The sequence below is a fragment of the Bradyrhizobium sp. Pha-3 genome, assembly GCF_042258325.1.
In the GTDB taxonomy this organism is placed as follows: Bacteria; Pseudomonadota; Alphaproteobacteria; order Rhizobiales; family Xanthobacteraceae; genus Bradyrhizobium; species Bradyrhizobium elkanii.
In genome coordinates this window covers 875,336-901,929 of sequence record NZ_CP170151.1, presented here as the reverse complement: position 1 = coordinate 901,929, position 26,594 = coordinate 875,336, and the positions used below count along the sequence as shown (strand labels likewise).

Here is a 26,594-nt window from a genome sequence, read left to right as displayed (position 1 = left end):
GACGGTAATTCGCCGGTCGCGTCGTGGCAAACCGGAACGGCATCGCCCCTCCGGCATCGGCCCTTGCAAAATGCGGCAGGCACGGCATGGTTGTGGCCGATGCCCGCCAAGCCCGATACCAGCGACGACGAAGCCAGCGAGACGCCACATTATCACGGCCATCGCGAGCGGCTGCGCGAGCGCTTCTATGCGGCCGGGCCCGACGCGCTGACCGACTACGAGCTATTGGAAATGGCGCTGTTCGCCGCGATCCCGCGCCGCGACACCAAGCCGTTGGCCAAGGCGCTCTTGAAGAAGTTCGGCTCCTTCGCCGAGGTGGTGCACGCGCCGGTGGCGCGGCTGCGCGAGGTCGAGGGCGTCAGGGATGCCTCGATCAACCAGATCAAGCTGCTCGCCGCCGCCGCCGGCCGGATCGCCAAGGGCGAGATCAGGCGCAACATCGCGCTGTCGTCCTGGAACGACGTCATCGACTATTGCCGCACCGGCATGGCGTTCGCCGACAAGGAGCAGTTCCGCCTGTTGTTCCTCGACAAGCGCAACCAGCTGATCGCCGACGAGGTGCAGCAGACCGGCACCGTCGATCACACCCCGGTCTATCCGCGCGAGGTGATCAAGCGCGCGCTGGAATTGTCCGCCACCGCGCTGATCCTGGTGCACAACCACCCCACTACCCACCCTATGATCACGTTGGATCACGTTCAATACCGATGAATCATCAACGATATATCCGATTTTTTCTTCATTGCACACAGGGGGCGGCTATGGCAAATTGGGAGCGGTAAGAGGGGTTGAAAGCGGCTTTCCGATCCCAGCAAACGATCCCCGTTTCTCCTCGACCGATCCCAGTTGCGGCACAGGAGGAAACGCCATGCCAAGCCTGACCGACACCGCGATCCGACATGCGTTGAAGCGGGTGGAGCTAAGTCAGAAACAGGAAAATCTCGCCGACGGTGAAGGGCGCGGCACCGGCCGCCTCGTGCTTGTCCTCAAGCCCATGCCGAAGCGCGTCACCGCCGACTGGATGGCGCAGCAATGGCGCGATGGGAAGCGGACCAAGAAGAAGCTCGGGGCTTATCCCTCCATATCGCTCGCCCAGGCACGCGAAATATTCAAACGCGACTTCGCCGACGTCATCCAGAAGGGTCGCAGCATCAAGATCGCTACCGACACGCGCCCCGGCACCGTCGCTGATCTGTTCGAAGGCTATGTCGCCGCGCTCAAGGATGCGAGCAAGCCGTCCTGGAAGGAAACGGAAAAAGGCCTTAACAAGATCGCCGACACGCTCGGACGCAACCGCCTCGCTCGCGAGATCGAGGCCGAGGAAATCATCGAGCTGATCCGCCCGATCTACGAGCGCGGTGCCAAATCAATGGCCGACCATGTGCGCTCCTATCTCCATGCCGCCTTTAGCTGGGGCATGAAGTCTGACAACGACTATCGGCAGCAGTCTTCCAGACGCTTTCGACTCCCTTTCAATCCGGCAACCGGCATTCCTACCGAGCCTAAGATCCAGGGCACGCGCTGGCTTGACGAAGACGAGTTTGTGCAACTCTATCGCTGGCTGGAGAGCCCCGACACGCCGGTCCACCCCTCCTATCCCCGCGCGGTGCAACTCATCATGCTGACAGGGCAGCGCGTCGAGGAGATCGCGCGGTTTCATGTCAATCAATGGGACGCCAGTGAGCGAATCATCGACTGGTCGAAGACCAAGAACCTCCAGCCGCACGCTGTCCCAGTGCCATTGCTTGCCGCCGAGCTGATCGAAAAGATCAAGCCGAACGAGTATGGCTGGTTCTTCCCCTCCGCCAAGGACCCCTCGAAGCCTGTCAGCCACGGCACTCTTTATAGCTTTGTTTGGCGGCAGCGAGATCGCGGCGTGATTCCATATGCGACAAACCGCGATCTCCGGCGCACGTTCAAGACGCTCGCCGGCAAGGCAGGCGTGTCGAAGGAAATCCGCGATCGCCTCCAGAACCACGCGCTACAGGATGTCAGCTCCAAGCACTACGACCGCTGGCACTATATGATCGAGAAACGCGCTGGCATGGCGAAATGGGACAAATTCGTGCGCGCCATGCTGGCGAAGAAGCGACTGAAAGAGGCCGCATGAGCTCGCGGCCGCGAAAGCCCCCTCGCCGCAGCGATGCGCTCGGTTCCGCTGGCGAAGTGGACGCGCAAAGCTACACGGCGTTCGTCGGGGATCTGAAGCAGAAGATCGCGGCGGCACGCCACCGAGCCAGCTTGTCGATCAACCGCGAGCTAGTGACGCTCTACTGGACGATCGGGCGCGACATCCTGGAACGGCAGGAGCGCGAAGGTTGGGGTGCCCGGGTGGTCGACCGTCTGGCTGGCGATCTTCGCCTGGCTTTCCCGGAAATGACCGGTTTATCGCCCCGGAATCTGAAATACATGCGCTCGTTCGCCGAGGCCTGGCCCAACGGCGAATTTGTGCAACAGGTTGTTGCACTATTGCCATGGGGGCATAACGTCCGTTTGCTCGACGCCGTCAAAACGCAGGAAGAGCGCACCTGGTACGCGCGGCAGGCAATTGAACACGGCTGGAGTCGTAACGTTCTTGTCCATCAGATCGAAAGCAAGCTTTTTGCCCGGCAAGGAAGCGCCCTCACCAATTTCTCGCGAACCCTGCCCGCAGAGCAGTCCGAGCTTGCCCAACAAATCCTCAAAGACCCCTACACGTTCGACTTCCTCTCGCTTGGCCCAGACATGCTGGAGCGCGACCTCGAGCGTGGTTTGGTCGAGCATCTGCGTTCACTCATCCTCGAGCTCGGCAAGGGCTTCGCATTCGTCGGCAGCCAATATCACCTCGAAGTCGGCGGGCAGGATTACTACTTGGACCTTCTTTTCTATCATCTGCGTCTTCGCTGCTTCGTGGTGATCGAGCTGAAGATCGAAGACTTCAAACCCGAATTTGCGGGAAAGATGAACTTTTACCTCTCGGCCGTGGACGAGCAATTGCGCCATCCCGACGACAAACCGACCATCGGCATCATCTTGTGCAAAGGGCGCAACGAGGTGATCGTGGAATACGCGTTGCGAGACTCCAGCAAACCGATGGGGGTCGCCCAGTATCAGCTCTCGGCTGCGTTGCCGCCACAACTCGAGGATGCCCTCCCGACGGCCGCGGAGTTCGCGCGAGAATTTCCACTGATGTCCGTGGTCAAGCTACGCATCGAAATCGAGCGCGCGGTACGCGATCTCGCGGACAAGCGAGGCGTCGCTTTCGACCGGCCGACCGGCATCATGAAAATGCTCCGTGATCTGCATCGAAATGGATCGGTGCCAAGTAGCACAGAGCAGATGCTCGACGCCCTCCACACCATGAACGAAGCTACGCATGGCATGGATGTGGACCCGGAGACCGCTGAACGCGCCGTCGAAATCGGCACGATCTTCCTTGGGGAACTCCAGAAACTGAATACAGACGAGTAAGGTGCTTTTCGCGGCAAATCCGACACCGACAAAACCCCAGAAAGCACAGGACAATCTCGTGGAAGACAGCTGGCCGACGTGGCTCAAAATTATGGAGAACGGCGCCGTCGGAGAAGCGCGTACGCGTTCTTTTCTCATCGACCGGTTCTGGGTTCTCGAGCGGAGCGTAGATACCGACGGGGCCGATTTTCTCATACAGCGACGCACCACCACGCAGCGATTTACCGATAGAGTCCCGCCGCGCGTCGGAGTGATACAGGCAAAATATTTTCAGGATCGCCGCACAACGCACTACATTCCCAAAAGCTACGTGGTTGACGACAAAGGAATGCCGCTCGAAGGCTTCTTCGCGCTTCTTCACGTCGGCCGGGAGGACGACGGCGAGATGTACCTGCTGTCGGCCCGGCAAATCGTCAACACGCTATCCATCAGCAGCACCCATTCACCGGAAAGCTACGTCGTCGGCACGACTGCGCTCCAAGGCACTTTTAGAATTAATGCCCGTAAGCTCGCACTCGATCAGATCGAGCATAGCTTGAAGAGCCAGACCTACTACCAGTCGGCCGCCTTCCTGGACAAGCTCAACATTCCCTATCGGCGCTTCAGCGAAGACGACATCGACTTTCCTTGGACACTTCCGCTTCCGAACCCCGTCGGTGAAATCCCGAAGATGTTTGTTGAGCAAAAAGAGGAGCTCAGAAAGATCGTTTTCGACATGGAGGAGGTGTTGGGAGCCATCGACGCGGTCCTTACAGAAAAAGACCCGCGTCGAGCGCTCGAGCTGATGGACGCGCTGCGTTACCATGTCGATGGTTACGGCAAGATCACCTTCGGCGGCCGGGGAGACTTCAACTGGGGCGATTTTCCAGACGCCCTCGACACCCACGACCGCTGGCGCCAAGGCCTCCAGACAGACGGACTGCTAGAGCCTTACATCGCAATGGGCGATAAACTGCAAGTGGCTCTTGTATCCCATACAGCCGCTCATCCGCTAACCGATAAGGGCAGCTTCCTCCAGGCGATCATTGAATATGATCGGGATACGCTCAACGTCATTGAGCTGTCGGTCAAATCGGGCACGGCCGCCGAGAGGGAACCGGAAATCAAGACCCCCGGGCATGTCCGCATGGCAAGCTCGCTCGGCGAGTGGGTCCCACGCAAAATCAAACCGATGGACTACACGATCGAGAACGTCTGGTGGAATGTCATGCGCTACGTCATCGAAGAGCGCTATCCCGACCCACACTTCGACTAGCTTGCGGCAACTCCCTGCACGCGCAACGCCAGGGCCTTCGGCCCTGTTGTTGCTTGATCGCGAGATTGTCGCGTAGCCTCCGTGAGTCGCTTAACGGCGATCTAACCGGCGATAGTATCGCTTCTGTCCGTTACTCGGATCAACGTAGGTAAAGCAGTCCGCGAGACTATCAATGCTCTGCAACACCCCCAGCAAGGCGTAGGCGTTGAAAGGCGTCCCCGCGCCGGTCTCGTAGTGGCTGACGAAATTCCCAACGATCGATGGCACATGATGGTTTTGGAGATCGGCGATCTGCTGAGGCGTCAGCACACACCGATTGGCCGCATGATAAAGCTTCACGGCCTCGCCGATTGCGTCGATGTAGGTCGAAAGCGTCCGCTTGTCACCACGGGTGGCATAGTCCGGTGGAACAGGGATCTCCAACTTGGCGATAATCTGTCCCAGCTTGTATTCGAGATATTGCCGCAGGATCGGCGCACCAATATCGATCTGGCCAGCATTCAGGTGCTGCAACGCCTGCGCCTTGAGACGATCCGCCTCCTGGGCCGATACCATGAGCCGCCCCTTTGGAGGCATGCCTTGGAGCTTCTGGTGATGCCAATCCGCAGTGCCATTGAGCTTGTCGAAGTACTTCTCCAGGCTGGTGTCATGGCTCAGGAAAATGAACTGCAGCCCGTCCGGCACAGCGCCATAGCGTAGCAACGTCCGCACGGCGTCCATCAACGCGAACTGGTGACCAGCGTCAAAGCTCGATGTCACGTCGTCGAGCACCATGAAGCGCGGAACACCGCTGTGCTTGGTCGCGGCCGCGAAGAAAATCGCAGCCGCCACAGCGTTCCGATAGCTTTCCGAGAGTAGAGCCCGGGCACTGAGGTCCTGTAGGCCGAAGAAGTCCGCGAGCTTTAGATCAACGTTTTCGCTGTTCTGCGCGCGGCTCAGGGTCGGCTTCACATCGGGACCGCCTCGCACGAACCGGCCGAACAGATCCTGACAAGCGGTCTGAATCTCGCCAATCCGCTCGTTGGCCAGTTCGGCTTCGGCATCAGCAAAGCTTTGGCCGGCGCGCGTGATGAATGTCTTCCAGCGATTCAGAACCTTGAGCTTGTCCTGTTTCACCTTGAGCACCGGCTCGCCGCTCTCGTATTCCAGCACGGCATCGCGGAACTGCTTTGCGAAGCTGAGGATGCGGGTTACCTGCACCAATGAGGGAGGCAAGCGCGCCTGCAACGCGTCGGCCTCACCTCGCACCCGAGCAAGAGTTTCGCCACGCTGCGTTTCAAGAACCCCGAGGCGCGCCTTGATGATCTCCAGGTCGGAGGTCGCCAAATCCCCCTTCTTGGCGGCCAAATCGAACGCTACGTGCAAGCGATCACCCGTCGCGATCGCCATGGCCGGCGCCTCTTCAAGCTTGCGTAGCTTCGCGATCCCAGGCGCTGTGGCGACATCGTTGATGAGTTCGGCCCCGAGCTGAGCGGCTACATCGTATTTAGCGATCTTGCCTTCCAGCCGCGGCTTTAGAGCATCACTACCTTTCGCCTCGCAAACTGGGCATTGATTCGGGTCGTGCCAATCGGAGCCGGACACCACAGCCAGCGCATCGCGCAAAAGGGCGTGCAATGCTTCCGCGCCGACGCTGCGCACGGCCTCGTCTCTTCTTCCGGCCAACTCGAGCAGCCGATCAACGTCGGCCAATTCCTCTACCGTGACCTCAAGCCCCGCCAGCGACGTGGCGGAGGTCGTTAGCGTGTCCAGCGTCTTTCGCGCTTCGCCGCCTTCCTGTTTCTCGATCGCCAACTCTGCCGCTTCGAAATCGAGATCCATTACCGAGGCCTCGCCGATCAATGGCTTGAGCAAGGCGATGGCGGATAAGGCGGCGGTTACCGCCGCCTTCAGATCGGAGAGTTTATCGACGGCGGCGCTTCCCGCTCCGGCGACCTCGTCATGCGCCGCAATGACACGCCGCTCGATCGCACTCAACGCGCGCGCGCCTGTGGTCACCTCGGCATCAAGCGCGGAGAGGCCCAGATCACTGTTGACGTTCTGCGTTCGCTTGGCGCCGTCCAGAGCCTGACGTAGCCGGGAGTATCGGCTCAGTCCCACGAGCGATGCGAAAGAACGTCCCCGCTCCAAGGCGGAGATATCGATGAGCTTTGCGAACCGATTATAGTCGACGAGGACGAAATCCTCCTGCAGGCTCGCGAGGAACTGCTGCGGGTCGGCATGACCGCTCGGCGAAGTCACTAGGCGCGCACCGTTGGCAGCCCGCACCACCTTGATCGCCACATCTGGCGAGGCGTCATCGCTGGCGAATATCAGATCAACCGTCGCTTGCTGCCCGGGATGGAAGCGATTCACGATATAGCTGTCGCCCTGCTCGGCTTCCTGGAGCGCCTTCAGGCGCGGGACAATGCCGTGGATCGCGAAGCAAACGGCTTCGAATATGGAGCTTTTACCGACGCCGTTCGGCGCATGCACCGAGTTGACGGCGTCAGATTTGAACTTGAGGACGAGCGGGTCACCGTCATTATTGATCCCACGAAAACCCTCGATGGACAGGCTGCCCAGGAAATACCGCGTCATGCCTTGTCCTCGCCCAGAGGGATGGACATGCCATCAAGCGCATCCAGTACCGCCTTATGAAACTCGCCGATTGTTGCCCGGCTTGGCGCGGTGTCACCTCCCGAATCCAGCAGATGCAAATTGTCGAAGAGGATCTTCGCGCATTCGGGATCGATCTGTACAGCCTCGGCCCTAAACAAAGCGAGATTGTCCTCGAAAGTATTTTCCAGCTTAAACTTCATACGCTCCCCCGACTTCCGCCCAATGCACTTCTATTTGATTTCAGTGCGCGCGTGCAATTCTGCGACGATCAAGCGATTGCGTCTCATCATCAGGCTGTCTCTGTTTCGTTGTCGCTCTTGCGAAGCTTCCGCCATGCCGGAAGGATGAACGGCTGCCCATGATCGATCGGCACGCGCATGGTGGTCTCGCCATATTCACCCGGCGGCCCTAGTGCTACGACCTGACGGCTTTGATAGGAGAACGGCTCGTCCGGCGGTGCGACCGTGTAGCGCTCCGGCAATCGCCTCAGAACCGAGGTTCGATAAATCCAGATGTCGTTGCCCTTGAGAAGGACGATGAGCTGTCGCAGGCGCCGGCGAACCGCGATCTCCGTCGCGGGGGGAATGTCGACGAGAATATCTCGCTGCGACCAGGACAAGCCAACGAGGATATCGAAAAGCTCCTGCGCATAGGCTCCAGTTTCCTCATCGAGCGTTGTCTCGATAATGCAGGCCACGTCGTGCGAGCGGGCCGCCTCCGTATAGAGCGCGCCCTCGTCCGCTGTCGCACTGGCGATGTCATAGTCGTTGCGGGGGATGAGCCGGTCCTCATCTTCCATCAGCGCGGAAAGGACTTCCGGCGCACTTACGGTCGGCGTCATTTCCGAAAGCTCGGAGCCAAGGATAATGCGTTCACGATGAACTTGCAGCGCTTTTGCCAACCGTTCAGCCGTTGTCACTGCAATTGGCGCATTCTCATTCTCGATCATACGAAGCATGCGAATGCTGACACCGATTTCACTCGCCATTTCCTTTTGGGTCGACAGCCTTTCAAGCTGCTCCCTCAGGGCTTTCACCGCCTTCCCGTTCGGCACGACCTTCCTCATCTCAACCTCATCCCGTGTATTCGATGACTCAAAATTTACATGAGGGAGCCTGGCAGCGTGAGGCAGCCGACCGGAATCGGAGCGGCACACTGGCGGCAAACCAGCAAACTGGGCAATTCAACGTGCAGTACCCTTGACTAGGCATTTATGACCGGCCATTTATGACCGGTCAAGGAGACCTTTATCATGCTTCGTTACAATCCGGAGAAATTCGCCTCGCTCTCGGAGTCCGACATCGGTCAGCGGATTTGGTCGTTTCTTACGAAGCCCGCCACTATCGCTCGCTTGGAGACGGCCTCGGAGCTCGGAAAGCCTGCCGTCGAGGGCATCGAGGAGCAGCTTCTGGAGGAGTTTCGCGAAGATGTTCTGGTTGACCGCGTCAAGCAGATGGTCGGCCACATGGTCAGGCAGATATTGGAACAGCGCGATTGGGTTCTCGACCAAAGCGACGTGAAGGTTCAGTCGGTGCCCTTCAGCAAGGCGGCACGTTACAGGCGGCCCGATTGGATCACCTTCCATGCCTTCCGCAATACCAAAGACCCGCGCGACGTCGTCATCACCGACCGTCGGCAGAACGCGCCTCTGCCGAAAGACGCTCGCTGGACCTTCTACGCAACCTTTGCCAGCCCCTTGAAGGCGGCGGTTGCGTTCGGCGTCAATGACACCCCCAAACTTCGCCGACAAGTGCAGACCCACGGTTTTCACCGTGTCCACATCCCGCGAATGCTGCGACGCGCCTAATCCAGGAGAAATTGAAGGCATGATGCAGTTCAACGACAGGTGCGACAGAGCGGATACCCATCGCCGAACGCGAGCGGCCATCGCACGCTTTTATTGAGCCATAACGAGACCGCCAGATATGGAAACGTTCAACCTTGATCCCCGTCAACTTGCCCGGATCGAAGCCGTTCATCGCGGGTTCCTCTATCAGCACCTCTATGCCGCCGCGTGTCTGTTTGATGCTGCCCGGGCCGGTGTGACCCATGTCATCGTCGAGAATGATGAAGACGTCGAACTCGTCCAGCCTGACAGACGAATCTACCTACAAGTCAAAACTCGGGCATCTAACCTTATTCTAAGCGACATTGATGGCGCACTCTCAAGGTTCGCGGCTATTAGACAGGAGCACGAGGAAGGTCGACGGAGCGGTTCATGCCAGTTCGTCATAGTATCGAATAGTGCGCCTGGGCCGGAATTTGCCAAGCTTATCACAGGTAAAGAATGGCCGTCCGACACCAGGCTCCATTGGCCGCAATCACCGGCGGTAGACGAAGCCCTTCCCTTGCCGTGGAGGACCATCGCGGATGGTTTCGAGGCGTGCCGAGCGGCTGCCGAAACGCTTCCTTTTTCCGTATTGGCTCCAGAAACCCTCGTCTGGAAAATCGCTGGCCGGATGATGGCAGCAGCGGGTGGGATTGAGCCAAGCTCCAATCACACGTTCACGGTTGAGGAATTACCGGCACTCTTCGAGCAGCTTGTTGTCCAACTCCAAGATTTTCCTGCTCCGACGCTTCGATATCGTCCGCAGGAACATGAACCAAATCTGGCAAATGGCCAACGCGTGCGGCTCGTCGTCGGCCTCTCCGGTGCAGGAAAGACGTCCTGGGTTTCTCAGACAGCTCTGCATACTTCTGACCGTCTGGCATATTACGATATTGCCGAGATATCCGGCCCTGCGCTGGCCAATGCCGTCGCACGCGAACTTGCAGCTCGCATCTTCGGATCGCGTGGCGGCAAGCTAGGCGAGATCTTGTTACCGGGCGCAAGCGGCACCGAAATCCTGTTTGCGATCGGTCGCCACCTAGCCGAGGACAAACTCACCGCGACTGTGGTGTTGGATAACGCGCATCGCATTGCAGCCGCGGATTTGGTTTCGCTGGTCGGGGCCTCCGATCAGCTGCAGTTTGTGCTTCTCGCCCAGCCCAGCGCAACGATCGCCCGAATCGAGGCAACGCTTGGCGTGAAGGCGGAGTTGCTTCTCGGCTGGTCCAATGAGACGGCCGCGGCCGAGGGAGCGTCGCTCGGATGCCGTGGGGATTTCTCAGACTATGAGCGCTTGTTGAAAATCACTGGTGGGCTGCCGCTCTACGTCCAGAATGCGCTGAAAATTGCGGCTGAAAGCTACGAGGGGGTGGTCACCCGAGTCTGCGCGGCGCTTGAGGACCGCACCCATATTGTCGAGACTGCGCAAGAACTTATTCTGTCAGATGTCTTCGACAGATTTAACGACCCTGAGCGCCGCGCTGTCGCGGCGCTCAGTCTCAGCGACGTCCCACTGACTCAATCCGAAGCCAGTGTCGTATTGAAGCGCGCCTTCGACCTCGAGCCGGAGATCGCGGCCACGGCATTCAGGCGATTGCGAACAAGCGGTACAATCCAGATTTTCGGTGTCGATCGTTTCAAGATTCACGATGCGATGAGACCGCTCGGCCGCACCTACCTGAGTGACGCCGGGGGTGAGCATCTGCAAAATGCACGCGAGGCCATTCGCGACCTCCTTATAAAGGCACTACCCAACGATCACGACCGTCAAAGAGTTTTTCTTCTCCTGAGGATGTTTGTCGCTCTTGGGAACGTGAAGCCTCTCGTTGAGATGGCCACCGACGAGATATTTCACGAACTAGTCATCTGGAACGGAAGTTCGTGACATTAGTTGATCGCTCGGATCTCTAGAGAGGAGAGCGCTCGTGGCGAATGCAGGTGTGAAAGGCCGGCCGATCGCGCCGTTGGTGCTGAGTTCGCAGGAGCGGGCGTACTTGGAGAGGCAAGTTCGTCGTCATCGTGTAGCCCGATCGCTATCTGAGCGATGCCGCGCGATCCTGCGGTGTGCAGATGGTCTGCCAAGCAAGTCTGTGGCTGCCGAACTTGGCATCCATGAACACACCGTCGGCAAGTGGCGCCGCCGATTCTTGAAGGATCGTTGTGATGGCCTGCTTGACGAAGCCCGCCCGGGCCGCCCTCGAACCATCGACGATGATCAGGTTGCCGAGGTAATCGAGCGGACATTGCGTACGACGCCGCCCGACGCAACGCACTGGTCGATCCGCTCGATGGCTGCGGATACTGGCTTTTCTCACACCACGATCCGCCGAATGTGGACGGCGTTCGGCTTGCAGCCGCACCGCAGCCAGACATTTAAACTATCGAGCGATCCGCTATTCGTCGATAAGGTGCGCGATATTGTCGGGCTTTATCTGTCGCCGCCTAACCGAGCCGTTGTCCTCAGTGTCGATGAGAAAAGCCAGATCCAGGCACTCGATCGCGAGCAGCCGGTCTTGCCGATGATGCCTGGGGTGCCGGAACGTCGCACGCATAGCTATGTGCGGCATGGTACGACCACGCTGTTTGCCGCGCTCGATGTCGCTTCCGGCTTCGTCATTGGCAAATGCTACAAGCGCCATCGGGCGCTCGAGTTCTTGAAGTTTCTCAAAGAGATCGACGCTCAAATCCCTGAGGGGCTCGCTGTCCATATCGTCATGGACAACTACGCTACCCACAAGACCCCCAAGATTAAAGCGTGGCTCGCTCGCCGGCCGCACTATCATGTCCACTTCACGCCGACTTCCGCGTCGTGGATCAATCAGATCGAGCGCTGGTTCGCTGAACTCACCAGAAAGCAGATCCGGCGAGGTGTTCACACCTCCGTCAGGCAGCTCGAAGCCGACATCCGTACCTTCATCGAATTGCACAACAACAACCCGAAGCCCTTCAAATGGACCAAGTCCGCAGACCAGATCTTGGCTTCCGTCAAACGCTTTTGCCACAAAGCCCAGCAGACTTTATGTGGCGAACTTTAGATTCATGTGACTAGGGCGCGGACTCATAACGAGCGGCGAGCCATAGCCGGATAGATGCAAGTTGGATGAAGGCAAGGTAGTTTCCAGCAAGCCTGTCGTAGCGCGTCGCCACCCGACGGCATTGTTTGATCCTGTTGAAGAACCGCTCGACGCGGTTGCGGGCGCGGTAGAGATACGGGCTGAAGCAGATCGGATCGGTCCGATTGCTTTTCGGCGGGATATTGGCCCATGCGCCCTTTTTCATGGCAAGCTCCCTGATCCAGTCAGCGTCGTAGCCGCGGTCGGCGAGCAGCATTGATCCGGATCTCAAACGAGAGAGCAGTTTACCGGCAAGTCGAACGTCGTGCGCCTCGCCAGGACTCAACGCAAGTTGTACCGGTAGACCATTGCTGTCGACCACCGCGTGGATTTTGCTCGTCAGACCGCCGCGTGACCTTCCCATCGATTGACGCCAGTTTCTTGTGATGCAGGCCCCATGTTGATGTACGCGAACAATGGAAGTGTCGATCATCTGCACGGCAGCATCATGGGCGCCGGCCAGTGCGCTCATGAGCTTGGCCCACACGCCGGCCCGTCGCCAGCGAACGAATCGATTGTAGCAAGTGGTGTACGGACCGAAGTTTTCTGGCAGGTCGCGCCATGGCGCTCCGGATCGCAAGACCCAGAAGATGCCGTTGAGGACACGACGGTCATTCACCCGCGGCACGCCGCGCGACTTATTCGGCAACATCGGCTTAATGACGGACCACTCATAGTCCGTGAGTTCGTAGCGCATGATTCGGCCCCTTCCGTTGTGTGGCTTGAATCATGGCTCGGCTGTCGGGCTCAACTGGTCGCTATGCACTCGAAAGCCGACCGATTATGCTCACCTTGAGTTTTGTCGTTCCTGACCCAATGTATGGTCCGGCCGTGCGTAGCAAGAGGTTCGTCGATCAGGTGGTGAGTGGTCTTGCATCAATGTATCCGGCCTTTGATTGGAGCATTCTCTCCGGGCCATCATGGATATCAGCGCGCGTGCGTTCTCATTAGCGGACAGGCCTCGATTGGGCCATTTGGGTCACCAGTGTTCGCATGCGCCGGGAAGACCGAACCTCCATCTCGTCTCATCCTCTCGCAGACCTTGGCTGGAACCTGTTGATGGGGTTACGTCATCGCTTGCTCCTCCTACCTCGCAGTTCCTGTGTTCGAGCCGGGGGCCGTTCCTTCGTCCCGGCCCGCAGGACGTGCGTCGCGTCGCGCGCACGGGCGGTCAAGGCCGGCCGTTGCGCTTTGCTTGCGGCTGGCTCCGGCGTTGCCAGGCCGCGCCTTGACCGCCCCGAGCACGGCGCGACGATCAAGCGGATTGGACGTCTGCATCGTTGGTCCTTGTCAGCTCGAAGGCGCGTCCTTTAGCCAGCACCGCCCAGGCGATGCGGGCAAGCTTGTTGGCGAGTGCGATCGCTAGCACGTTGTGGTGCAATCGCTTCTTGGCGGCTTCGATCCAGGATCTGAGTCCGTAACGTTCCCAGTTCTTGATCCTGACCAGCACCACCCATGCCGCCTGCACGAACAGAACGCGCAGGTAGCGATTGCCGCGCCTTGAGATTTTGCCGAGGATCGTGCGGTCTCCCGTCGAGATCTGCTTGGGCACCAGTCCGAGCCAGGCGCCGAAGTCACGGCCTTTGGAGAAGACGTCTCCAGTGCCGATCGCGGCTACCATGGCGCTCGAAATGATCGGCCCGATGCCAGGCACCGTCATCAGGCGCGAACATGCCTGATCTTGACGGGCCAGTGCTTCGATCTCGCCGGAGAGGCTATCGATGCGCTGATCCAGCCGGCGCCAGTCGCCTGCCAACTCCTCGATGACACGCAACATGCGTGGCGACAGGGCATCGGTGCGCGTGGCAAGGATGGTGGGCAGTTCTGTGCGCAGGAAGCCGATACCCTGGCGCACCGCGATCCCGCGTTCCAGCATGAAGGCGCGAATCTGGTTGATGATGCCGGTGCGTTGCGACACCAGCCGCTCGCGCACCCGATGCAGCGCCTGCAGATCCAGTTGCTCCGCGGTCTTGGTCGCCACGAACTTCATCGTCGGGCGTTGCACGGCTTCGGCAATCGCTTCGGCATCATTGAAGTCGTTCTTCGGTCCTTTGCTATAAGGGCGGACATATTTGGCCGGCATCAACCTGGCATCGTGACCTAGCGATGCGAGTTTGCGGCTCAAATGATGTGCGCCGACGCAGGCTTCCATGCCGATCAGGCAAGGCTGCATATTGGCGAGCCGCGCCTCCACCTGGCCACGCGACCACTTTTGCCGCAGCACGATGGCGCCGCGCGTATCGTGGCCCACGACGTGGAACGAGTTTTTGCCGATATCGATGCCGATCACGGCGATCGCAGTACTGGGTGTCTGGGACATGGCGTGCTCCTTGTCTTGGCGCCCCTGGCCAGCTTATCGCTGGCGGGGCAGGAGCACGGCCGGACCATCCCATTAGCAGATCTGAGGCGTTGCGCCGAGCCCCGCGAAGTAGCCAACGTGGTGATCTTTCTCGATAGGACGGCGCCAGCGCGATGGCTGGGCCGTCCTGACGGCTGATGCGGGGACCATCAATCGGCTAACCGGCGGTATCGAAGACAGCTGCCGGTCCTTCATGATGAAGGTCCGTCAAACGTGTGCTACGCAGTGGTTTGCACAGAAGAGCGACGCAAGCCGGTGCTCCATAGCCAAACGGCCGAAACCATAAAGTAGAAGGCACCGAACGCGGCGTAGCCGGCAACGTCACTAATCCCGACATTGGTAACAACCCCCGCCCGGTAGACGAAGAAGCACCCCGCCAGCGCCGACTGTGCGCCGCTGAGGATCATCGCCCATTGTGCGCCGGCCGATCCCCAGCGGCCCACGCCGGTCGCAAGCTGAAGAAGCCCCGCGACGACCGCCCATGCCCCGAAGATCAAAAGCACGGCATTCATGCTCCGCGTCAGCGCGATGGTGACCGCTATTGCAGTAATAATGCTAATGATGACATTGACCATCTGGCTCTTGCTCGAAGCAAGCCCACTGCTGCGTTGCGCGTCGAGATAGTTGGCGAGGGCATCCCACAAGGGATAGGCAACCAGCAGGATGGCCGCGAGATGGGAACGGTCTCTGGCGATCGTCAAGGCCGCAACCGCCCATAGAGCCGCGACGGCAGAGCGAATGAAATAGTAGCGCTTGAGCCAGGCATTGGCTTTCGGAGAAGGACGTGTAGTGCTGAGCGTCATGTGGTCTCTTCCTGGATGGCAGTTACCCGTCCGCCTGGTCATTATGTTTTCACGCCACGGCGTAGCAGAGGGGAAGCATCATGATTGTCGTTTCGCCTCCTTTGCGAGGCGGCGTCGGACAGGATGTAACCAACTACGAGGCGATGCCGGGAGCCGTTACTGAGGCCGAACGAAAATTTTGGACGGTCCTCACAGCCTGAGCAACGCAGGCCTGCATATAAATCGACTATTGCAATTAGGAACCGTTTGGTTTATATTGCCCGTATGATGACCATCAATACCAAACTTCCTGTGGGACGCCCCCGTGAATTCGATCTCGACGAGGCGGTGAGGCGAGCGATGCAAATCTTTTGGGATCGTGGGTTTCACGACGCATCGTTGCCTGATCTGCTTGCCGGAATGCAGCTTTCGAAGGGCAGCTTCTACAAGGCTTTCGGTGACAAGAAATCTGTCTTCCTGCGCGCCCTCGAGTTCTACACCGACGATGGCGTACGAAACGTCCAGGAGGTTCTGCGATCAGCCCCCTCGCCGAAGGCGGCAATCCGCAACGCGTTGGTGCGGTATGCGGATTTGTCGTCTGGGAAAAAAGGGGTGCGCGGTTGTTTCGGTGTGTTGACGGCTGCCGAGATGTTGCCGGGAGATCCCGACATCGCAGAGGTGATCAAGCGTCTTTTCTCCAGGCTTCAAGCCCTGTTCGCTGCAACGATCGCGAAAGGACAGGCCGCCGGCGAAATCGCCAATAGGTCCGATCCTGAAGTCATCGCGCACTTTATCGTCTCACATGCACAAGGCATGCGGGTGCTTGGTAAAGTTGGATCACGCCGCGACGAGATGCTGAAAGATGCCGATCTCCTGATGGAGATGCTTTTTTAAAAGCAAAATTAGGAACCAATTGGTTCCTATTGCAGTTGTGCCGATGGCACGCTTGGCTTTCCTGGGAGCTTCAATGTTCGGATATCAGCAACAGAGTCACCGATTGGACTGCGGCGAAGGTTACGGTTCGATATGAGGAACTCAGATGCCAGGCGCTCTATGCGGTTCTCGGTATTCGGTGCAATGGCGATCGTTCTCTCGGGTTGTGCCAGTCGCAGCGGCCTCGTCGAGGCCGATATCATCAGCACGCCGAGTGAGTACGCGCAACTCGTCGACGGAGTTTACACCTTACCAGCCGTCGACATATCCGGCGTCGATCCGGCGATGTTGCGCCAGCGCGTGGACTATACGACGAATGAGCCTGTCGGGACGATTGTCATCGATACGGCTGCTCATCAGCTCTATCTTGTCGAGGGCGACGGAAAGGCCATGCGCTACGGCATTGGCGTTGGCAAGGATGGTCTCGCTTTCGCAGGCACCGCGACCATTAGGCGAAAGGCGGAATGGCCGCATTGGACTCCGACCAAGAACATGATGAATCGGGAGCCTGCGCGCTATGGCCATCTCGCCAGCGGAATGGCCGGCGGGCTTGGCAATCCCCTTGGACCACGCGCGCTGTACCTCTTTCAGGGCGAACGGGACACGATGTTCCGCATTCATGGGACGACCGAGCCGGAGACGATCGGTCGCGCCGTTTCGAGCGGATGCATTCGACTCATCAACCAAGACATCATCGATCTCTATAGCCGGGTCAAGATCGGCAGCCGCGTCGTCGTCATCCAGGGCGGCCGAGCGGTGAGTTCTTGAGCATGGCCTCTGATCGCAGAGAGTCGGTCGGCCTTGGCCGATATCACGGGTCGCAATAGCGGCGAACGATTTGCATCGTCTGATAACAACTCGGAGAAGAAAGCATGAAGACTTGGCTCATCACAGGCTGCTCAAGCGGCTTCGGCCAGCGGCTCGCGCTCGCGGCGGCGGAGCGCGGCGATCAGGTCGTCGCGACGGCCCGCAGTGTCAAGACGATCGAGGATATGGCCGAGCCTTTCGACGGCCGCATGATCACCGTGCCACTGGACGTGACCGATGCGGCGGCAGCCAAGGCCGCGGTCGCAAAAGCGGTCGAGACCTTCGGCGGGTTCGACGTGCTCGTCAACAATGCCGGATACGGACTGCATGGCGCGATTGAGGAGGGGACGTCTGACGAATACCGGCCGATGTTCGAGGTAAACCTCTTCGGTTTGATCGAAGCCACCAGAGCCGCCCTGCCCGTCATGCGGCGCTCGGGCGGAGCGATCGTCAATATGTCGTCCGTCGCCGGCATCTCGGGCGGCGGAGGCGGCGGTTACTACAACGCCGCCAAGTTCGCCGTGGAAGGGATTTCCGAAGCGCTCGCCAGCGAGTTGAAGCCGTTCGGCATCCGAGTGCTGATCGTGGAGCCTGGGCCGTTTCGCACCGATTTCCTCGGCCGTTCGATCACAGTCGCCGCCAACGAGATGCCGGAATATGCCGGGACCTCGCGCAGGCACTATCGCGAAACCAATAACGGCAATCAGGCGGGCGACCCCGACAAGGCGATCGCAGTGATCCTGCGCGCCGTCGACGACGACGACGCCCCGCTTCACCTGCCGCTCGGCCCGGTCGCGCATGCTGCCGCCGAGCGAAAGCTGGCTGCCTTCCGCAGCGATATCGACGCCTGGCACGACATCACGATCGCTACCGATTTCGACCCGCCCGGAACGCGGGTCGCGAGCTCCGATCGAACGTCAACATCGACGGGACAGCGACCATGATCGCGACTCTGAAGGGTTTTGCCCAACAGCTGGTGCCGGTGAACGGCATCAAGATCAACGCCGTCACGGGCGGCTCAGGCCCGTCGATTCTTCTGCTGCATGGCTGGCCGGAAACATGGTGGGAATGGCACCATGTGATGCCGCAACTGGCCGCGCATTTCAGCGTGGTCGCGATCGATCTGCGCGGCGCCGGCTTTTCCGACTGTCCGCTCGGCGGCTACGACAAGGCGACAATGGCGCGCGACGCGCACGAAGTGATGGCTGCCCTTGGCCATCAACGCTACGCAGTGTGCGGCCATGATATCGGCGGAATGGTGGCCTTGCCGCTGGCTGCTGTCTATCGAGAGGCCGTAACCCACCTGGCCGTTCTGGACGTTCCGCTTCCCGGCTGGAGCGGATGGGAGGCGACGATCGCAACGCTCTGGCACTTTGGTTTCCACATGAGCCGGGATCTCCCCGAGCGCCTGATCCATGGCCGTGAATACGACTATGTTTCGAGCTTCATGGCCGAGCGGTTCTACGATCACAGCAGCTTCGATCCGGCGGATGTCGAGATCTACGCCAAAGCAATGGCGCTCCCCGGCCGCACCCGCGGCGGCATGGAATGGTATCGCACCCTCGCCGCCGACCACGCAGCGGCGCTTGAGTACAAGAAGCAACCGCTCGAGATCCCGGTGCTGGCTCTCGGCGGGGATCATCGCTTTGGTCCGCATATGGTGCCGATGGTCGAGGAATTCGCCAGCAACGTAACGGGCGGCTCGATCGCCCGCTGTAGCCACTATGTCGCGGACGAGCGGCCGGATGCAGTCGCAGCCGCTCTGATCGAGTTCATCGGAGCCCATTGAAACTCGGCGCCCGTGTCGTTGTGGGCCGGAGAAATCGCGACACTGCGGCAACAGAGCCCCGCACTCATCACGATCGATCAATTCAATCAGAAAGGACAACCCGTCATGACCACACCTATCATCCGCGGCGTCAACCATATCGGCATCACGGTGCCCGACATAGAAGCCGCGAAATCGTTCCTGGTGCAAGCTTTCGGCGGCCAGGTGATCTATCAGTCCTTCGGGCCGCAGGATCCGCCGCGGCAAGGCCCCGAATTCGAGCGGGCCGTCGGAGCGTTCCCGGGAACGGTCGTGCGTGGACAGGCGATGGTCAAGATCGGCACCGGACCCGACATCGAGCTGTTCGAAATGCACGGCCCCCAACAAGCCCAGCCGATCCGAGCGAGCGACTTCGGCATCACGCATTTCGGTGTCTACACCGACGACATCGACGCCTCGGTCACGCGCTTCGAAAAGGCCGGAGGCACACGCCTCACCGCGCCGCGCGCGATTCCTTACGCAACCGAGAAAGGTCTTGGAAACAAGGTCTGTTACTGCCGAATGCCATGGGGCACCACGATGGAATTCATCACCACGCCAGATCGCATGCCTTACCACGACCAGACGGCCTTGCGGAGGTGGCAAGACGAGGATTGAGATGAGCGGGACGGCGCCGGCTCGCGCCGTCGACATGCAGGTTGCACGGCACCGGCTGGGCGCTCGGTCCTCCGCGCGTCTTTTCGAAACAGAGTCCAAGCCGCCGTCTCATCCTCGATATGTGCCCGAATCGGCGGGGCAGCGCGATGCCGGACGATTCACACGGTTCGCGTAAACCGGGCAAGGGCCGTCCGGCGGCCGACATACATATCGATCGCAATCATAAACAGCGGACGCGCGCTGAATGCGAAGGTTCTGTAGAAAGTCGTCTGATGGCAAATGCAACAATGGTCGTGACCTGCAGCGGCGGCACATACTTCGATCGCGACTATTATGTCGACGTGCATCTACCGTTGGCGCTCGCATGCTGGCAGAAGCATGGCCTCGAAAGCGCCGCCGCCTTCTTCCCTCGAGACGTCAATTCGGTAGATGTTTCCGTCGGGTTTTATCGGTTTCGCGATGAGGCTTCGCTTCACGCTGCGCTTGCATCCGCCGACACCGACGCAATTATGGACGATGTCCCCCGATTTACTGACGCCAACGTTACCCGAATGATCGGAGCCCCGCTCTGACGGGCGGATGTCGCGATGCATCCCGTTAACTCGTCAATTCCGACTGGCAGGATCATACGCCTTACCAGTGGACGAAATTCCTGACATTGACGCCGGTCGCGGCCAAGCGTCGACCCATCTCGGAAGTCCGACAATGTCCGCTTTCGCGCCGTTGTTGGGGGACAAGCGGACATAGGTGCGCCTACTCTCAGCGGCAGAGTTTATGAGTACGCACCCTAGTTTACAAATGATCGTTTTACGTTCTTGCGGCGCCCATGGTTGTCTTTGGGCACGAGAGGGCGATCGGCGGACAGTCGAAGCGGATCTCGTAGTGCGGTGGCCAGAAAGCGACATCGCAAATACATAGGAAGAATCCGGACATGAACAAAACCCAGATACATTCCTTCGTGCTTCCCGATGCAGCAAAAGCATTTTTGCAGAAGGAACTAGCTCCCATCAAATATCCTGCCACCGCCTACGGATCTTATCTTGCGCAGATCTCCGCAGTGCGGTCGAAGATCGCCGTTGCGTTGACCGATATCCTGCCGTTTCTCTCGGAGCAGGTTCCTCCGTCAGCTCGCCCCGCGGCTATCGAGATTACGAATCTGCCGGTCGATGCGAACATCGACCGCCCTCCGTCCAATGGCGCGAAGCTAAAGCATATCCCAAAGGCGTCGTACTTGTCTGAGAATCTACTCGTTCTCTTCGCCGGGCTGTTCGGCACTCCCTTCTCGATGTCGTTCGAAAGCGAGAGCCTAGTGAACAACGTCATTCCCTTGCCGTCCGCCAAGTCGGACTTTAGCGCCCTCAGCTCTTCGTCGGATCTGAGCTTCCACATCGAGAACGCGGCCTTGAGATTTCATGACAATGGCCGCGACTGTGCGCCAATGGCGCTGTTCTTCACTGGAGTTGTAAGGCGCGGCTGCCTTGCCCTTGCCGATGCACTCCACCTCCGGGGCGTGGAAAGAATAATGCTTCCAGCCACGCTGACGCTGCTGTTGCGAGCGGATCTGCGAAGCGCGGCTGAGCGGGAGGACGAAGGCGTTCTCGAGCACAGCTCGACCTTCGATCTTGCGGCCGATATCGCGGATGATCGTACGCCTCCGACGGGGATCTCGTCGTATGCGTACGGATGATCCGGCCCAGCCGGCTGTGCAGGATGCGCAACTGCCGCTGATGCCGCCTGAATTGCTTGGCATGGGCGTAGCGTCCCGCCATCATTGCCGCGGTCTTGGCGACGCGAAGATAGGACTGCCGCAGCTTGACCCCGTGCTTCCTCGCCATGCGGTTGAGCCCCTTGATGGCCGCGTGCAGCAGCTTAGCATCGGTCGGAAAGGTGATCGCCTTCGGCTGCACGGTGGTATCGACCGTGACACGCTTGAGGTCCTGGCTGCGTAACGCGCCGGCTTCGTGCGCCACCCGCAGGCTCTCGGCCAACAGCAGCTCCAGCTTGTCGCCGAGCCGCTTGCGCCAGTGGCTCAGGTCCGAGCGCTCGTGCGGAAATGAATGCTGGAAGAACTCTTCGCCGGTGAAGTACTGGAAATACGGGTCGTGGACCCAGCGCTCGCACACCCCTTCGTCGGACAGGCCGTAAATCTGCTTGAGCAGCAGCAGCCCAATCACGAAGCGGGTCGCGATGCCTGGCCGGCCGTTCTCGCTGTAGAGCGGGGCGATCTCCCCATCGATCCAGTCCCAGTCGACCCTGCCGGCGAGCTGAACCAGCTCGTGCTTCATATTGATGATCTGGTCCAGCCTGGCCCGGAACAGATCGCCCGATCCCGTCGCCTTCTGCTTCTTCGGCCGCATCACCCCCTCCGATGCGACCACGGAATCATGACTGGCGATTCGACGGAATCTTGAAAATGAAATTGGAAGGTTCCGATCCCTGAAGCATCAAAACCCTGCAATCGCAAAAAAGCCGGTCTGTCAGATTACGATTCCACATCAGTCGCTTGGTCGCTCTTAACGGACGACTGCCTACTTCATGTTCACGCCGATGATGCGGTTGCTTTCAGCGATTATCCTGCGGAAGGGCTGAACCGCCATTTTGCAAAGCATTCACGTTATCGTACCCCGTCGTCGTGACGGCCGCTAAGCACATCGCTGTCCTGGGCCTGGTCGCCGATCTCCGCAGAACCGCTTCCAGAATCCGGCGCGTCGCAGTAGGCTTGCGACCGGTCGTCTATCGATAGCGCGCTCCTCCAGAAAGTGATTGCGGATGCGTTCCCGTTGCTCATCCGTCAGCCAAATCATTCTTTTTAGCGTCCTCGTCGTCGAAGGTTTCGGTCGCGCGACTAAGCCGAGATTAGGAATATATCCGTAACGAAGATTAGCCAGTACGCTACTTACAAGCCACGAACTTCTATAAACGCTTGGTCCATTGCTAGCATGACTTTGTCGAAGGCCGAATGTCCCTTGAGGTCACTTCGCATGGAACGACGCCGCCCGACAGCCTCAGCTTGCCGCTTACACTATTTCTTCTTCCTGCGACGTGGACGCGCCGGCTTGCGACCTCCAGGCAGGGTCTTGGGAGTCGTCGCACTTTTAGACGGCCGAATAAACAACTCGGACAAATGAACGTCCAGCGTCTCGGCGATGCGTTCGAGAAGATCAATTGTCGGGTTCTTCGATTGCCGCTCAAGAGCCCCCATATACGAGCGGTCAACCCCCGCTTCGTAAGCCAATTTCTCTTGCGAAATACCTCGCTCTACGCGGATTCGACGCACATTCCAGGCCACAATCGCACGAGTTTTCATGCGTAAAACATGTCATGAAGCCGGGGCTTCAAACCACTGGCTATAGTCCCGCTATTAATTTCTTCGCGAAAGCCGCCTGCAGCGCACACTCGCCTAAGCTTCCTCCGACCACGGCTTCGTATTCGGCAAGAGTGCGTATATAGCGCGACAATCAGGATGAGAGTCTCACCCTGATCGCCGCCGCGCATGCGTAACAACGACGGCGGTGGGGACGCCGCCAGCTCCGCCGCGATCTCAGCCGGGCGGACCGCGCCATTGCGACTAACAACTCCATCGAGATGAGCGGAGTCGACGACCCGCAGCCGGCGCCCATCCGATTGCAGTGTGGACGGCAACCTGGTGCAATCCATGGCGGATCCGCACTTCCCCGGCCACGATCGTCACCGCCATGCGCTCGCCAATAAGGCGCCATGGCACGGAGTAGCTGTTCGCGTCGATCTCGACGGCGCAATCATTGCCGACGACGTGGGTCAGTTCACGCAAGGGTCCGAACGACGGCTGTCCGCCGAGCGGTTTCAACCGATGTATCTCATCACGCGCAAAGCGGATGATCGGGGCGCCTCGCCGGTCGCGCCCTGGATGCGAACGTTCGCAACATCACGCTCCCATCTGTCGAGATGCGCCTCGAATGCTTCCCAACTTGGGAAGGAATGACCGGCGATCGCGTTCTTCTTCACGTAGCCGACGCCATTCTCCGTCTCGCCCTTCGTGCGCGCCCGATACGTCTGCAAACAATCTCGGCGTCGACCGCCCGATGGCGCGCAGGCTCGATCAACCATCTGAGCGTGTCTCGCTCACCGGCCTCGAGGACGGCCAGCCGCTCACCTGCCGCATCAGATTCGTTCTCCACGGCTGAGAGCCCACGGCTGAGGCTCGAGGCATCGAGCTTCAGGAGACCGGCGAGCAACAGGCCGAGCGCACGCCAATCGTCGAGGAACGACATGATAATCGGTGCACCTGCGGATTTCGCAAAGACGACGAGCGGCGCTTTGTCCGCCTCCGACAATCGGACGCACCACTCAAAGCTGCCAAGCCGGAAGTCGGGCGCTGTGGCAGACGCCGTGAAGACCGAAGAACTGTCGAGACGGCCATAGACCAGTCCCTGGTTGTGGACGGCTTCAAGCGCCTTCGCCAGACGCTCGGCGTTGCGCCAGAGAACGATGCGCGAGCGCGGGACATCAAGATTGTTCAGCCAGTGATCGGGGCGCGCATGCTTGACCATGGTATCGAGTGGCGCGAGATCTCGCGGCATGGCCAGAAAGAAGGCATCCGACGCCTCGCCGTACCGCAGCAGTTCGACGATGACCTTGTCGGCGCCTGGATAGGCGAGCACACGCTGTGCCTGGCGCATTTCATGCTGCCAAATTTCACGAAGATCATCGTCGACCGCTGAGCCGGTCTTTTGCCAGTATTTGAGCACGACTGGCTGGTCGTCGCGCTTGTCGTGGGCCGAAATGATCGCCGATTTGAGCGGCTCACCACCGGGGGCCGAGAGGTATTGGTCCCCAAGGTCGAACTGATCCGTCAACGGCCGCAGTTTTTTCAATGTGCTCGGCATCAACTATGAGCTCAAATGGAGCATCTGCTTTGGCGCGGCGGGCGTTTGCACATGCAATGATTTTCAGTATTCGCAGCCAACTAACGATGGTATCGAAATTTGCGTCGGCAACGTCCCGAGCAGCGGGATAGCCTGATTCGGCGAGCTGAATTTAACAAGAATTGTCACCGGCATCCGCCGGTCGCAGCAGTATGTCTGAAATATCCCCTGCGAGCCCTTCCGCGTCCGCACCCGCTCTGGTAGCTACCCGCCTTGCCGGGGCCGCCGCAGGCAGCCACCCGGCACCGGTTCAGATTAAGCCAGAAATACCGCAAATTAACTTTTTATATCAACCACTTATAGCTATACTGCCTGATTCTTCGTCGCCTTGGATGAGCTTCTTTGGGGAACGGAACGTCCGAAAAATGCTGCATAGTTCGGACGGACAAATCTTGCCGACGACCGAAATTTGCATCATATTTCGGACATGCTTGATCAACCGACCACAGACCTCCGCCCGCGGCTCATTGCCCGCATCGACGCAACGCCGACAGAGGTATGGACACCCGGTGATTTCGCTGATCTCGGCAGTCGCGCGGCCGTCGACAAGACGTTGCAGCGTCTCGTTGCGGCTGGCGAGTTGCGCCGCATCGACCGCGGGCTCTACGACCGGCCGCGAAAGAGCAACCTCACAGGCAAGCCGATGGTCCCCGACTATCGCGCGGTCATCAGGGCTGTGGCGCGCCGCGACCAGGCCCGCGTCGTGGTCGACGGGATGACTGCCGCGAATGATCTCGGCCTCACCACGGCCGTGCCGGCGCGCATCGAGGTCCTGGTCGACGCTCGCCTGAAGCCGATCAAACTTGGAAAGCAGGTCATCAATTTCAAGTCGGCGGCACCTAGCCGTCTTTATTGGGCCGGACGTCCGGGCATGCGCGTCGTTCAGGCGCTCTATTGGATGCAGGATATGATGGCGGGGAAGGACGATCGACAAGCGGTAGAGAACGTCCTCAGCAAGCTGTTCGCAAACCCGCAGCATGGAAAGGAGATTCGCGACGATCTCCGTGCAGGTCTTTCAGCTATGCCGATCTGGATGCAGGACTTTCTCAGGCCCTTGCTCGAACCTGACGACGCGGCGGAGGATCACGCGTGAGTAGCGCAGCCTACAAGGAGGTCATCTCCGCCGCACCCGGCGAGAAGCTTGATCTTTTCCTGACGACGGCGAACCGGCTCGGTGCGCCGATCGGAAACGTCGAGAAGGATTTTTGGGTCTGCTGGACCCTCAATGCTCTCTATCACGAACGGCCCGCAGGAGGTCCGCGCCTTCTCTTCAAGGGCGGGACGTCGCTGTCGAAGGCATACGGGCTGATCGAAAGATTTTCCGAAGACATCGATATAACGGTGTTTCGCAACGATCTCGACGAGTCTGCTTCAGTCGAAGAACTCGAGATCGATCTTGTCGAATAAGAAACGCCGCGCTCGATTGGATGCGATCCGGGACGCTTGCCGCAGCTATATTAGCGGTCCGCTATACGCCTTCCTGACCGAACATCTCGCCGAAGCGACGAGTGGACGCGGACGCCTCGAGATCGACGCGTCGGATGCCGACGGGCAGACGCTTCTCGTCTGGTATCCCGAGGTTGAACCGCGCGACGAGGCCTATGTGCGGCCGGCAGTCCGGATCGAGTCCGGAGCGAAGTCGGCGCTTGACCCGAACCACCTGGCGAATATCCGTCCTTACATTGCCGACGACGTGGCAGGCCTCGAATTGACGGTGCCGAACGTCACGACGATCGACGCCGAGCGCACGTTCTGGGACAAAATCGTGATCGCTCACGGGCTGCGCCGCTGGTTCGAGCGCCGCGGTGAGCTGCGCCAGGAAGGCCAGCGCATTTCGCGGCACTTCTACGACCTGTATTGCCTCTTCGCCTCCGACATCGGCCGGTCGGCGGTCAAAGATGCCGAATTGGGGGCCGACTGCGTCCGTCATGCTCTCATGTTCTTCAACCGGCCTGATTACGATCTCGTCTCGGCCGTGACCGGATCGTTTGCGCTTGCGCCGACTGCGGCAATGATCGACGCGCTCGCGCGTGACTATACGAACATGACGCCAATGATCTTCGGCGAGGCTCCTCGGTTCGAGCAAATCCTCGCGTCGATGGAAAAGATCGAACGCGCGGTGAATAGGACGCGCTAG

At 59.5% G+C, this 26,594-nt stretch carries 24 protein-coding genes and 3 pseudogenes; 16 read left to right on the top strand and 11 right to left on the bottom strand.

The window, feature by feature from the left end; translation table 11 throughout:
* Positions 1–99: 99 nt before the first annotated feature.
* From ACE10X_RS04295 to ACE10X_RS04280, 4 genes are all read left to right on the top strand, one after another.
* Positions 100–711 carry a RadC family protein gene (locus ACE10X_RS04295; RefSeq protein ID WP_038385039.1) on the top strand — a complete coding sequence of 204 codons (612 nt, stop codon included), beginning with the start codon at positions 100–102 and terminating at the stop codon, positions 709–711.
* Between the two features lie 157 nt (positions 712–868).
* Positions 869–2,110 carry a site-specific integrase gene (locus ACE10X_RS04290; protein ID WP_011090895.1) on the top strand — a complete coding sequence of 414 codons (1,242 nt, stop codon included), beginning with the start codon at positions 869–871 and terminating at the stop codon, positions 2,108–2,110.
* A complete protein-coding gene (locus ACE10X_RS04285) occupies positions 2,107–3,450 on the top strand; it encodes a YhcG family protein (protein ID WP_014498593.1) in 1,344 nt (447 codons plus the stop codon). The genes ACE10X_RS04290 and ACE10X_RS04285 overlap by 4 nt, the downstream gene beginning before the upstream one ends.
* A 58-nt stretch (positions 3,451–3,508) precedes the next feature.
* Positions 3,509–4,705 (top strand): hypothetical protein, encoded by a 1,197-nt coding sequence (locus ACE10X_RS04280; RefSeq protein ID WP_225163673.1) that lies wholly within the window; start codon positions 3,509–3,511, stop codon positions 4,703–4,705.
* A gap of 90 nt (positions 4,706–4,795) precedes the next feature.
* Here the strand turns inward: ACE10X_RS04280 and ACE10X_RS04275 are convergent, their stop codons facing one another.
* The 3 genes from ACE10X_RS04275 to ACE10X_RS04265 form a co-directional block, all read right to left on the bottom strand.
* Positions 4,796–7,285 carry an AAA family ATPase gene (locus ACE10X_RS04275; RefSeq protein ID WP_011090898.1) on the bottom strand — a complete coding sequence of 830 codons (2,490 nt, stop codon included), beginning with the start codon at positions 7,283–7,285 and terminating at the stop codon, positions 4,796–4,798.
* The gene (locus tag ACE10X_RS04270) at positions 7,282–7,506 is read right to left on the bottom strand and encodes a hypothetical protein (RefSeq protein WP_014498594.1); all 225 of its coding nucleotides are present in this window, start codon (positions 7,504–7,506) and stop codon (positions 7,282–7,284) included. The genes ACE10X_RS04275 and ACE10X_RS04270 overlap by 4 nt, the downstream gene beginning before the upstream one ends.
* Positions 7,507–7,595: 89 nt before the next feature.
* Positions 7,596–8,372, bottom strand: a complete 777-nt coding sequence (locus ACE10X_RS04265; protein ID WP_014498595.1) for a helix-turn-helix transcriptional regulator — start codon at positions 8,370–8,372, stop codon at positions 7,596–7,598.
* A 186-nt stretch (positions 8,373–8,558) separates the two neighbouring features.
* On the opposite strand from ACE10X_RS04265, the gene ACE10X_RS04260 reads away from it, so the two are divergent.
* The 3 genes from ACE10X_RS04260 to ACE10X_RS04250 all read left to right on the top strand — a co-directional run bounded on the left by ACE10X_RS04260 (position 8,559) and on the right by ACE10X_RS04250 (position 12,169).
* Positions 8,559–9,113, top strand: a complete 555-nt coding sequence (locus ACE10X_RS04260) for a hypothetical protein (protein ID WP_014498596.1) — start codon at positions 8,559–8,561, stop codon at positions 9,111–9,113.
* Between the two features lie 118 nt (positions 9,114–9,231).
* Positions 9,232–11,019 carry an ATP-binding protein gene (locus ACE10X_RS04255; protein WP_375764047.1) on the top strand — a complete coding sequence of 596 codons (1,788 nt, stop codon included), beginning with the start codon at positions 9,232–9,234 and terminating at the stop codon, positions 11,017–11,019.
* Between the two features lie 40 nt (positions 11,020–11,059).
* On the top strand, positions 11,060–12,169 hold the full coding sequence (locus ACE10X_RS04250) for an IS630-like element ISBj5 family transposase (RefSeq protein ID WP_011085265.1): 1,110 nt from the start codon (positions 11,060–11,062) through the stop codon (positions 12,167–12,169).
* Between the two features lie 10 nt (positions 12,170–12,179).
* Here ACE10X_RS04250 and ACE10X_RS04245 read toward each other — a convergent pair whose 3' ends face one another.
* From ACE10X_RS04245 to ACE10X_RS04235, 3 genes are all read right to left on the bottom strand, one after another.
* Positions 12,180–12,944: an IS5 family transposase gene (locus ACE10X_RS04245; protein ID WP_014498598.1), complete on the bottom strand. Its 765-nt coding sequence runs from the start codon at positions 12,942–12,944 to the stop codon at positions 12,180–12,182.
* A 558-nt stretch (positions 12,945–13,502) separates the two neighbouring features.
* Positions 13,503–14,567, bottom strand: a complete 1,065-nt coding sequence (locus tag ACE10X_RS04240; protein ID WP_011088795.1) for an IS110 family transposase — start codon at positions 14,565–14,567, stop codon at positions 13,503–13,505.
* A gap of 257 nt (positions 14,568–14,824) precedes the next feature.
* Positions 14,825–15,409 carry a DUF308 domain-containing protein gene (locus ACE10X_RS04235; RefSeq protein WP_009734588.1) on the bottom strand — a complete coding sequence of 195 codons (585 nt, stop codon included), beginning with the start codon at positions 15,407–15,409 and terminating at the stop codon, positions 14,825–14,827.
* A gap of 264 nt (positions 15,410–15,673) precedes the next feature.
* On the opposite strand from ACE10X_RS04235, the gene ACE10X_RS04230 reads away from it, so the two are divergent.
* The 6 genes from ACE10X_RS04230 (at position 15,674) to ACE10X_RS04205 (ending at position 20,125) form a co-directional block, all read left to right on the top strand.
* Positions 15,674–16,282, top strand: a complete 609-nt coding sequence (locus ACE10X_RS04230) for a TetR/AcrR family transcriptional regulator (RefSeq protein WP_011090904.1) — start codon at positions 15,674–15,676, stop codon at positions 16,280–16,282.
* Positions 16,283–16,441: 159 nt separating this feature from the next.
* Positions 16,442–17,089: a L,D-transpeptidase gene (locus ACE10X_RS04225; protein WP_014498601.1), complete on the top strand. Its 648-nt coding sequence runs from the start codon at positions 16,442–16,444 to the stop codon at positions 17,087–17,089.
* A 104-nt stretch (positions 17,090–17,193) separates the two neighbouring features.
* Positions 17,194–18,072, top strand: coding sequence for an oxidoreductase (locus ACE10X_RS04220; RefSeq protein WP_011090906.1), 879 nt, complete (start codon positions 17,194–17,196; stop codon positions 18,070–18,072).
* Positions 18,069–18,917 carry an alpha/beta fold hydrolase gene (locus tag ACE10X_RS04215; protein ID WP_011090907.1) on the top strand — a complete coding sequence of 283 codons (849 nt, stop codon included), beginning with the start codon at positions 18,069–18,071 and terminating at the stop codon, positions 18,915–18,917. The genes ACE10X_RS04220 and ACE10X_RS04215 overlap by 4 nt, the downstream gene beginning before the upstream one ends.
* A gap of 105 nt (positions 18,918–19,022) precedes the next feature.
* On the top strand, positions 19,023–19,553 hold the full coding sequence (locus tag ACE10X_RS04210; protein ID WP_026192141.1) for a VOC family protein: 531 nt from the start codon (positions 19,023–19,025) through the stop codon (positions 19,551–19,553).
* 146 nt (positions 19,554–19,699) lie between these two features.
* Complete coding sequence (locus tag ACE10X_RS04205) at positions 19,700–20,125, top strand: hypothetical protein (RefSeq protein WP_223153792.1); 426 nt, start codon at positions 19,700–19,702, stop codon at positions 20,123–20,125.
* A 463-nt stretch (positions 20,126–20,588) separates the two neighbouring features.
* Here ACE10X_RS04205 and ACE10X_RS04200 read toward each other — a convergent pair whose 3' ends face one another.
* The 4 genes and pseudogenes from ACE10X_RS04200 to ACE10X_RS04185 form a co-directional block, all read right to left on the bottom strand.
* Positions 20,589–20,942, bottom strand: coding sequence for a hypothetical protein (locus ACE10X_RS04200; RefSeq protein WP_014498603.1), 354 nt, complete (start codon positions 20,940–20,942; stop codon positions 20,589–20,591).
* Between the two features lie 73 nt (positions 20,943–21,015).
* A pseudogene (locus ACE10X_RS04195) lies at positions 21,016–21,910 on the bottom strand (IS5 family transposase); the annotation flags it as partial.
* A gap of 665 nt (positions 21,911–22,575) precedes the next feature.
* Positions 22,576–22,860 carry a helix-turn-helix domain-containing protein gene (locus ACE10X_RS04190; protein ID WP_014498605.1) on the bottom strand — a complete coding sequence of 95 codons (285 nt, stop codon included), beginning with the start codon at positions 22,858–22,860 and terminating at the stop codon, positions 22,576–22,578.
* A 261-nt stretch (positions 22,861–23,121) separates the two neighbouring features.
* Positions 23,122–23,286 (bottom strand): annotated as a pseudogene (locus ACE10X_RS04185) (hypothetical protein); the annotation flags it as partial.
* On the opposite strand from ACE10X_RS04185, the gene ACE10X_RS04180 reads away from it, so the two are divergent.
* Positions 23,209–23,514, top strand: coding sequence for a transposase (locus ACE10X_RS04180; RefSeq protein WP_202557294.1), 306 nt, complete (start codon positions 23,209–23,211; stop codon positions 23,512–23,514). The pseudogene ACE10X_RS04185 and the gene ACE10X_RS04180 overlap by 78 nt on opposite strands.
* A 19-nt stretch (positions 23,515–23,533) precedes the next feature.
* Here ACE10X_RS04180 and ACE10X_RS04175 read toward each other — a convergent pair whose 3' ends face one another.
* The gene (locus tag ACE10X_RS04175) at positions 23,534–24,418 is read right to left on the bottom strand and encodes a hypothetical protein (RefSeq protein ID WP_014498607.1); all 885 of its coding nucleotides are present in this window, start codon (positions 24,416–24,418) and stop codon (positions 23,534–23,536) included.
* 466 nt (positions 24,419–24,884) lie between these two features.
* Between ACE10X_RS04175 and ACE10X_RS04170 the strand changes: the two genes are divergently transcribed.
* Positions 24,885–25,550 carry a DUF6088 family protein gene (locus ACE10X_RS04170; protein WP_014498608.1) on the top strand — a complete coding sequence of 222 codons (666 nt, stop codon included), beginning with the start codon at positions 24,885–24,887 and terminating at the stop codon, positions 25,548–25,550.
* Positions 25,547–26,594, top strand: a pseudogene (locus tag ACE10X_RS04165) (nucleotidyl transferase AbiEii/AbiGii toxin family protein). Before ACE10X_RS04170 ends, ACE10X_RS04165 begins: the two are co-directional and overlap by 4 nt.

Coding starts and splice junctions, on each gene's coding strand:
- ACE10X_RS04295 (WP_038385039.1), top strand. CDS start 100: ATGCCCGCCAAGCCCGATACCAGCGACGACGAAGCCAGCGAGACGCCA.
- ACE10X_RS04290 (WP_011090895.1), top strand. CDS start 869: ATGCCAAGCCTGACCGACACCGCGATCCGACATGCGTTGAAGCGGGTG.
- ACE10X_RS04285 (WP_014498593.1), top strand. CDS start 2,107: ATGAGCTCGCGGCCGCGAAAGCCCCCTCGCCGCAGCGATGCGCTCGGT.
- ACE10X_RS04275 (WP_011090898.1), bottom strand. CDS start 7,285: ATGACGCGGTATTTCCTGGGCAGCCTGTCCATCGAGGGTTTTCGTGGG.
- ACE10X_RS04270 (WP_014498594.1), bottom strand. CDS start 7,506: ATGAAGTTTAAGCTGGAAAATACTTTCGAGGACAATCTCGCTTTGTTT.
- ACE10X_RS04265 (WP_014498595.1), bottom strand. CDS start 8,372: ATGAGGAAGGTCGTGCCGAACGGGAAGGCGGTGAAAGCCCTGAGGGAG.
- ACE10X_RS04260 (WP_014498596.1), top strand. CDS start 8,559: ATGCTTCGTTACAATCCGGAGAAATTCGCCTCGCTCTCGGAGTCCGAC.
- ACE10X_RS04255 (WP_375764047.1), top strand. CDS start 9,232: ATGGAAACGTTCAACCTTGATCCCCGTCAACTTGCCCGGATCGAAGCC.
- ACE10X_RS04245 (WP_014498598.1), bottom strand. CDS start 12,944: ATGCGCTACGAACTCACGGACTATGAGTGGTCCGTCATTAAGCCGATG.
- ACE10X_RS04240 (WP_011088795.1), bottom strand. CDS start 14,567: ATGTCCCAGACACCCAGTACTGCGATCGCCGTGATCGGCATCGATATC.
- ACE10X_RS04235 (WP_009734588.1), bottom strand. CDS start 15,409: ATGACGCTCAGCACTACACGTCCTTCTCCGAAAGCCAATGCCTGGCTC.
- ACE10X_RS04230 (WP_011090904.1), top strand. CDS start 15,674: ATGATGACCATCAATACCAAACTTCCTGTGGGACGCCCCCGTGAATTC.
- ACE10X_RS04225 (WP_014498601.1), top strand. CDS start 16,442: ATGCGGTTCTCGGTATTCGGTGCAATGGCGATCGTTCTCTCGGGTTGT.
- ACE10X_RS04220 (WP_011090906.1), top strand. CDS start 17,194: ATGAAGACTTGGCTCATCACAGGCTGCTCAAGCGGCTTCGGCCAGCGG.
- ACE10X_RS04215 (WP_011090907.1), top strand. CDS start 18,069: ATGATCGCGACTCTGAAGGGTTTTGCCCAACAGCTGGTGCCGGTGAAC.
- ACE10X_RS04210 (WP_026192141.1), top strand. CDS start 19,023: ATGACCACACCTATCATCCGCGGCGTCAACCATATCGGCATCACGGTG.
- ACE10X_RS04205 (WP_223153792.1), top strand. CDS start 19,700: ATGCCGGACGATTCACACGGTTCGCGTAAACCGGGCAAGGGCCGTCCG.
- ACE10X_RS04200 (WP_014498603.1), bottom strand. CDS start 20,942: ATGTGGAAGCTCAGATCCGACGAAGAGCTGAGGGCGCTAAAGTCCGAC.
- ACE10X_RS04190 (WP_014498605.1), bottom strand. CDS start 22,860: ATGAAAACTCGTGCGATTGTGGCCTGGAATGTGCGTCGAATCCGCGTA.
- ACE10X_RS04180 (WP_202557294.1), top strand. CDS start 23,209: ATGGCGGATCCGCACTTCCCCGGCCACGATCGTCACCGCCATGCGCTC.
- ACE10X_RS04175 (WP_014498607.1), bottom strand. CDS start 24,418: ATGCCGAGCACATTGAAAAAACTGCGGCCGTTGACGGATCAGTTCGAC.
- ACE10X_RS04170 (WP_014498608.1), top strand. CDS start 24,885: ATGCTTGATCAACCGACCACAGACCTCCGCCCGCGGCTCATTGCCCGC.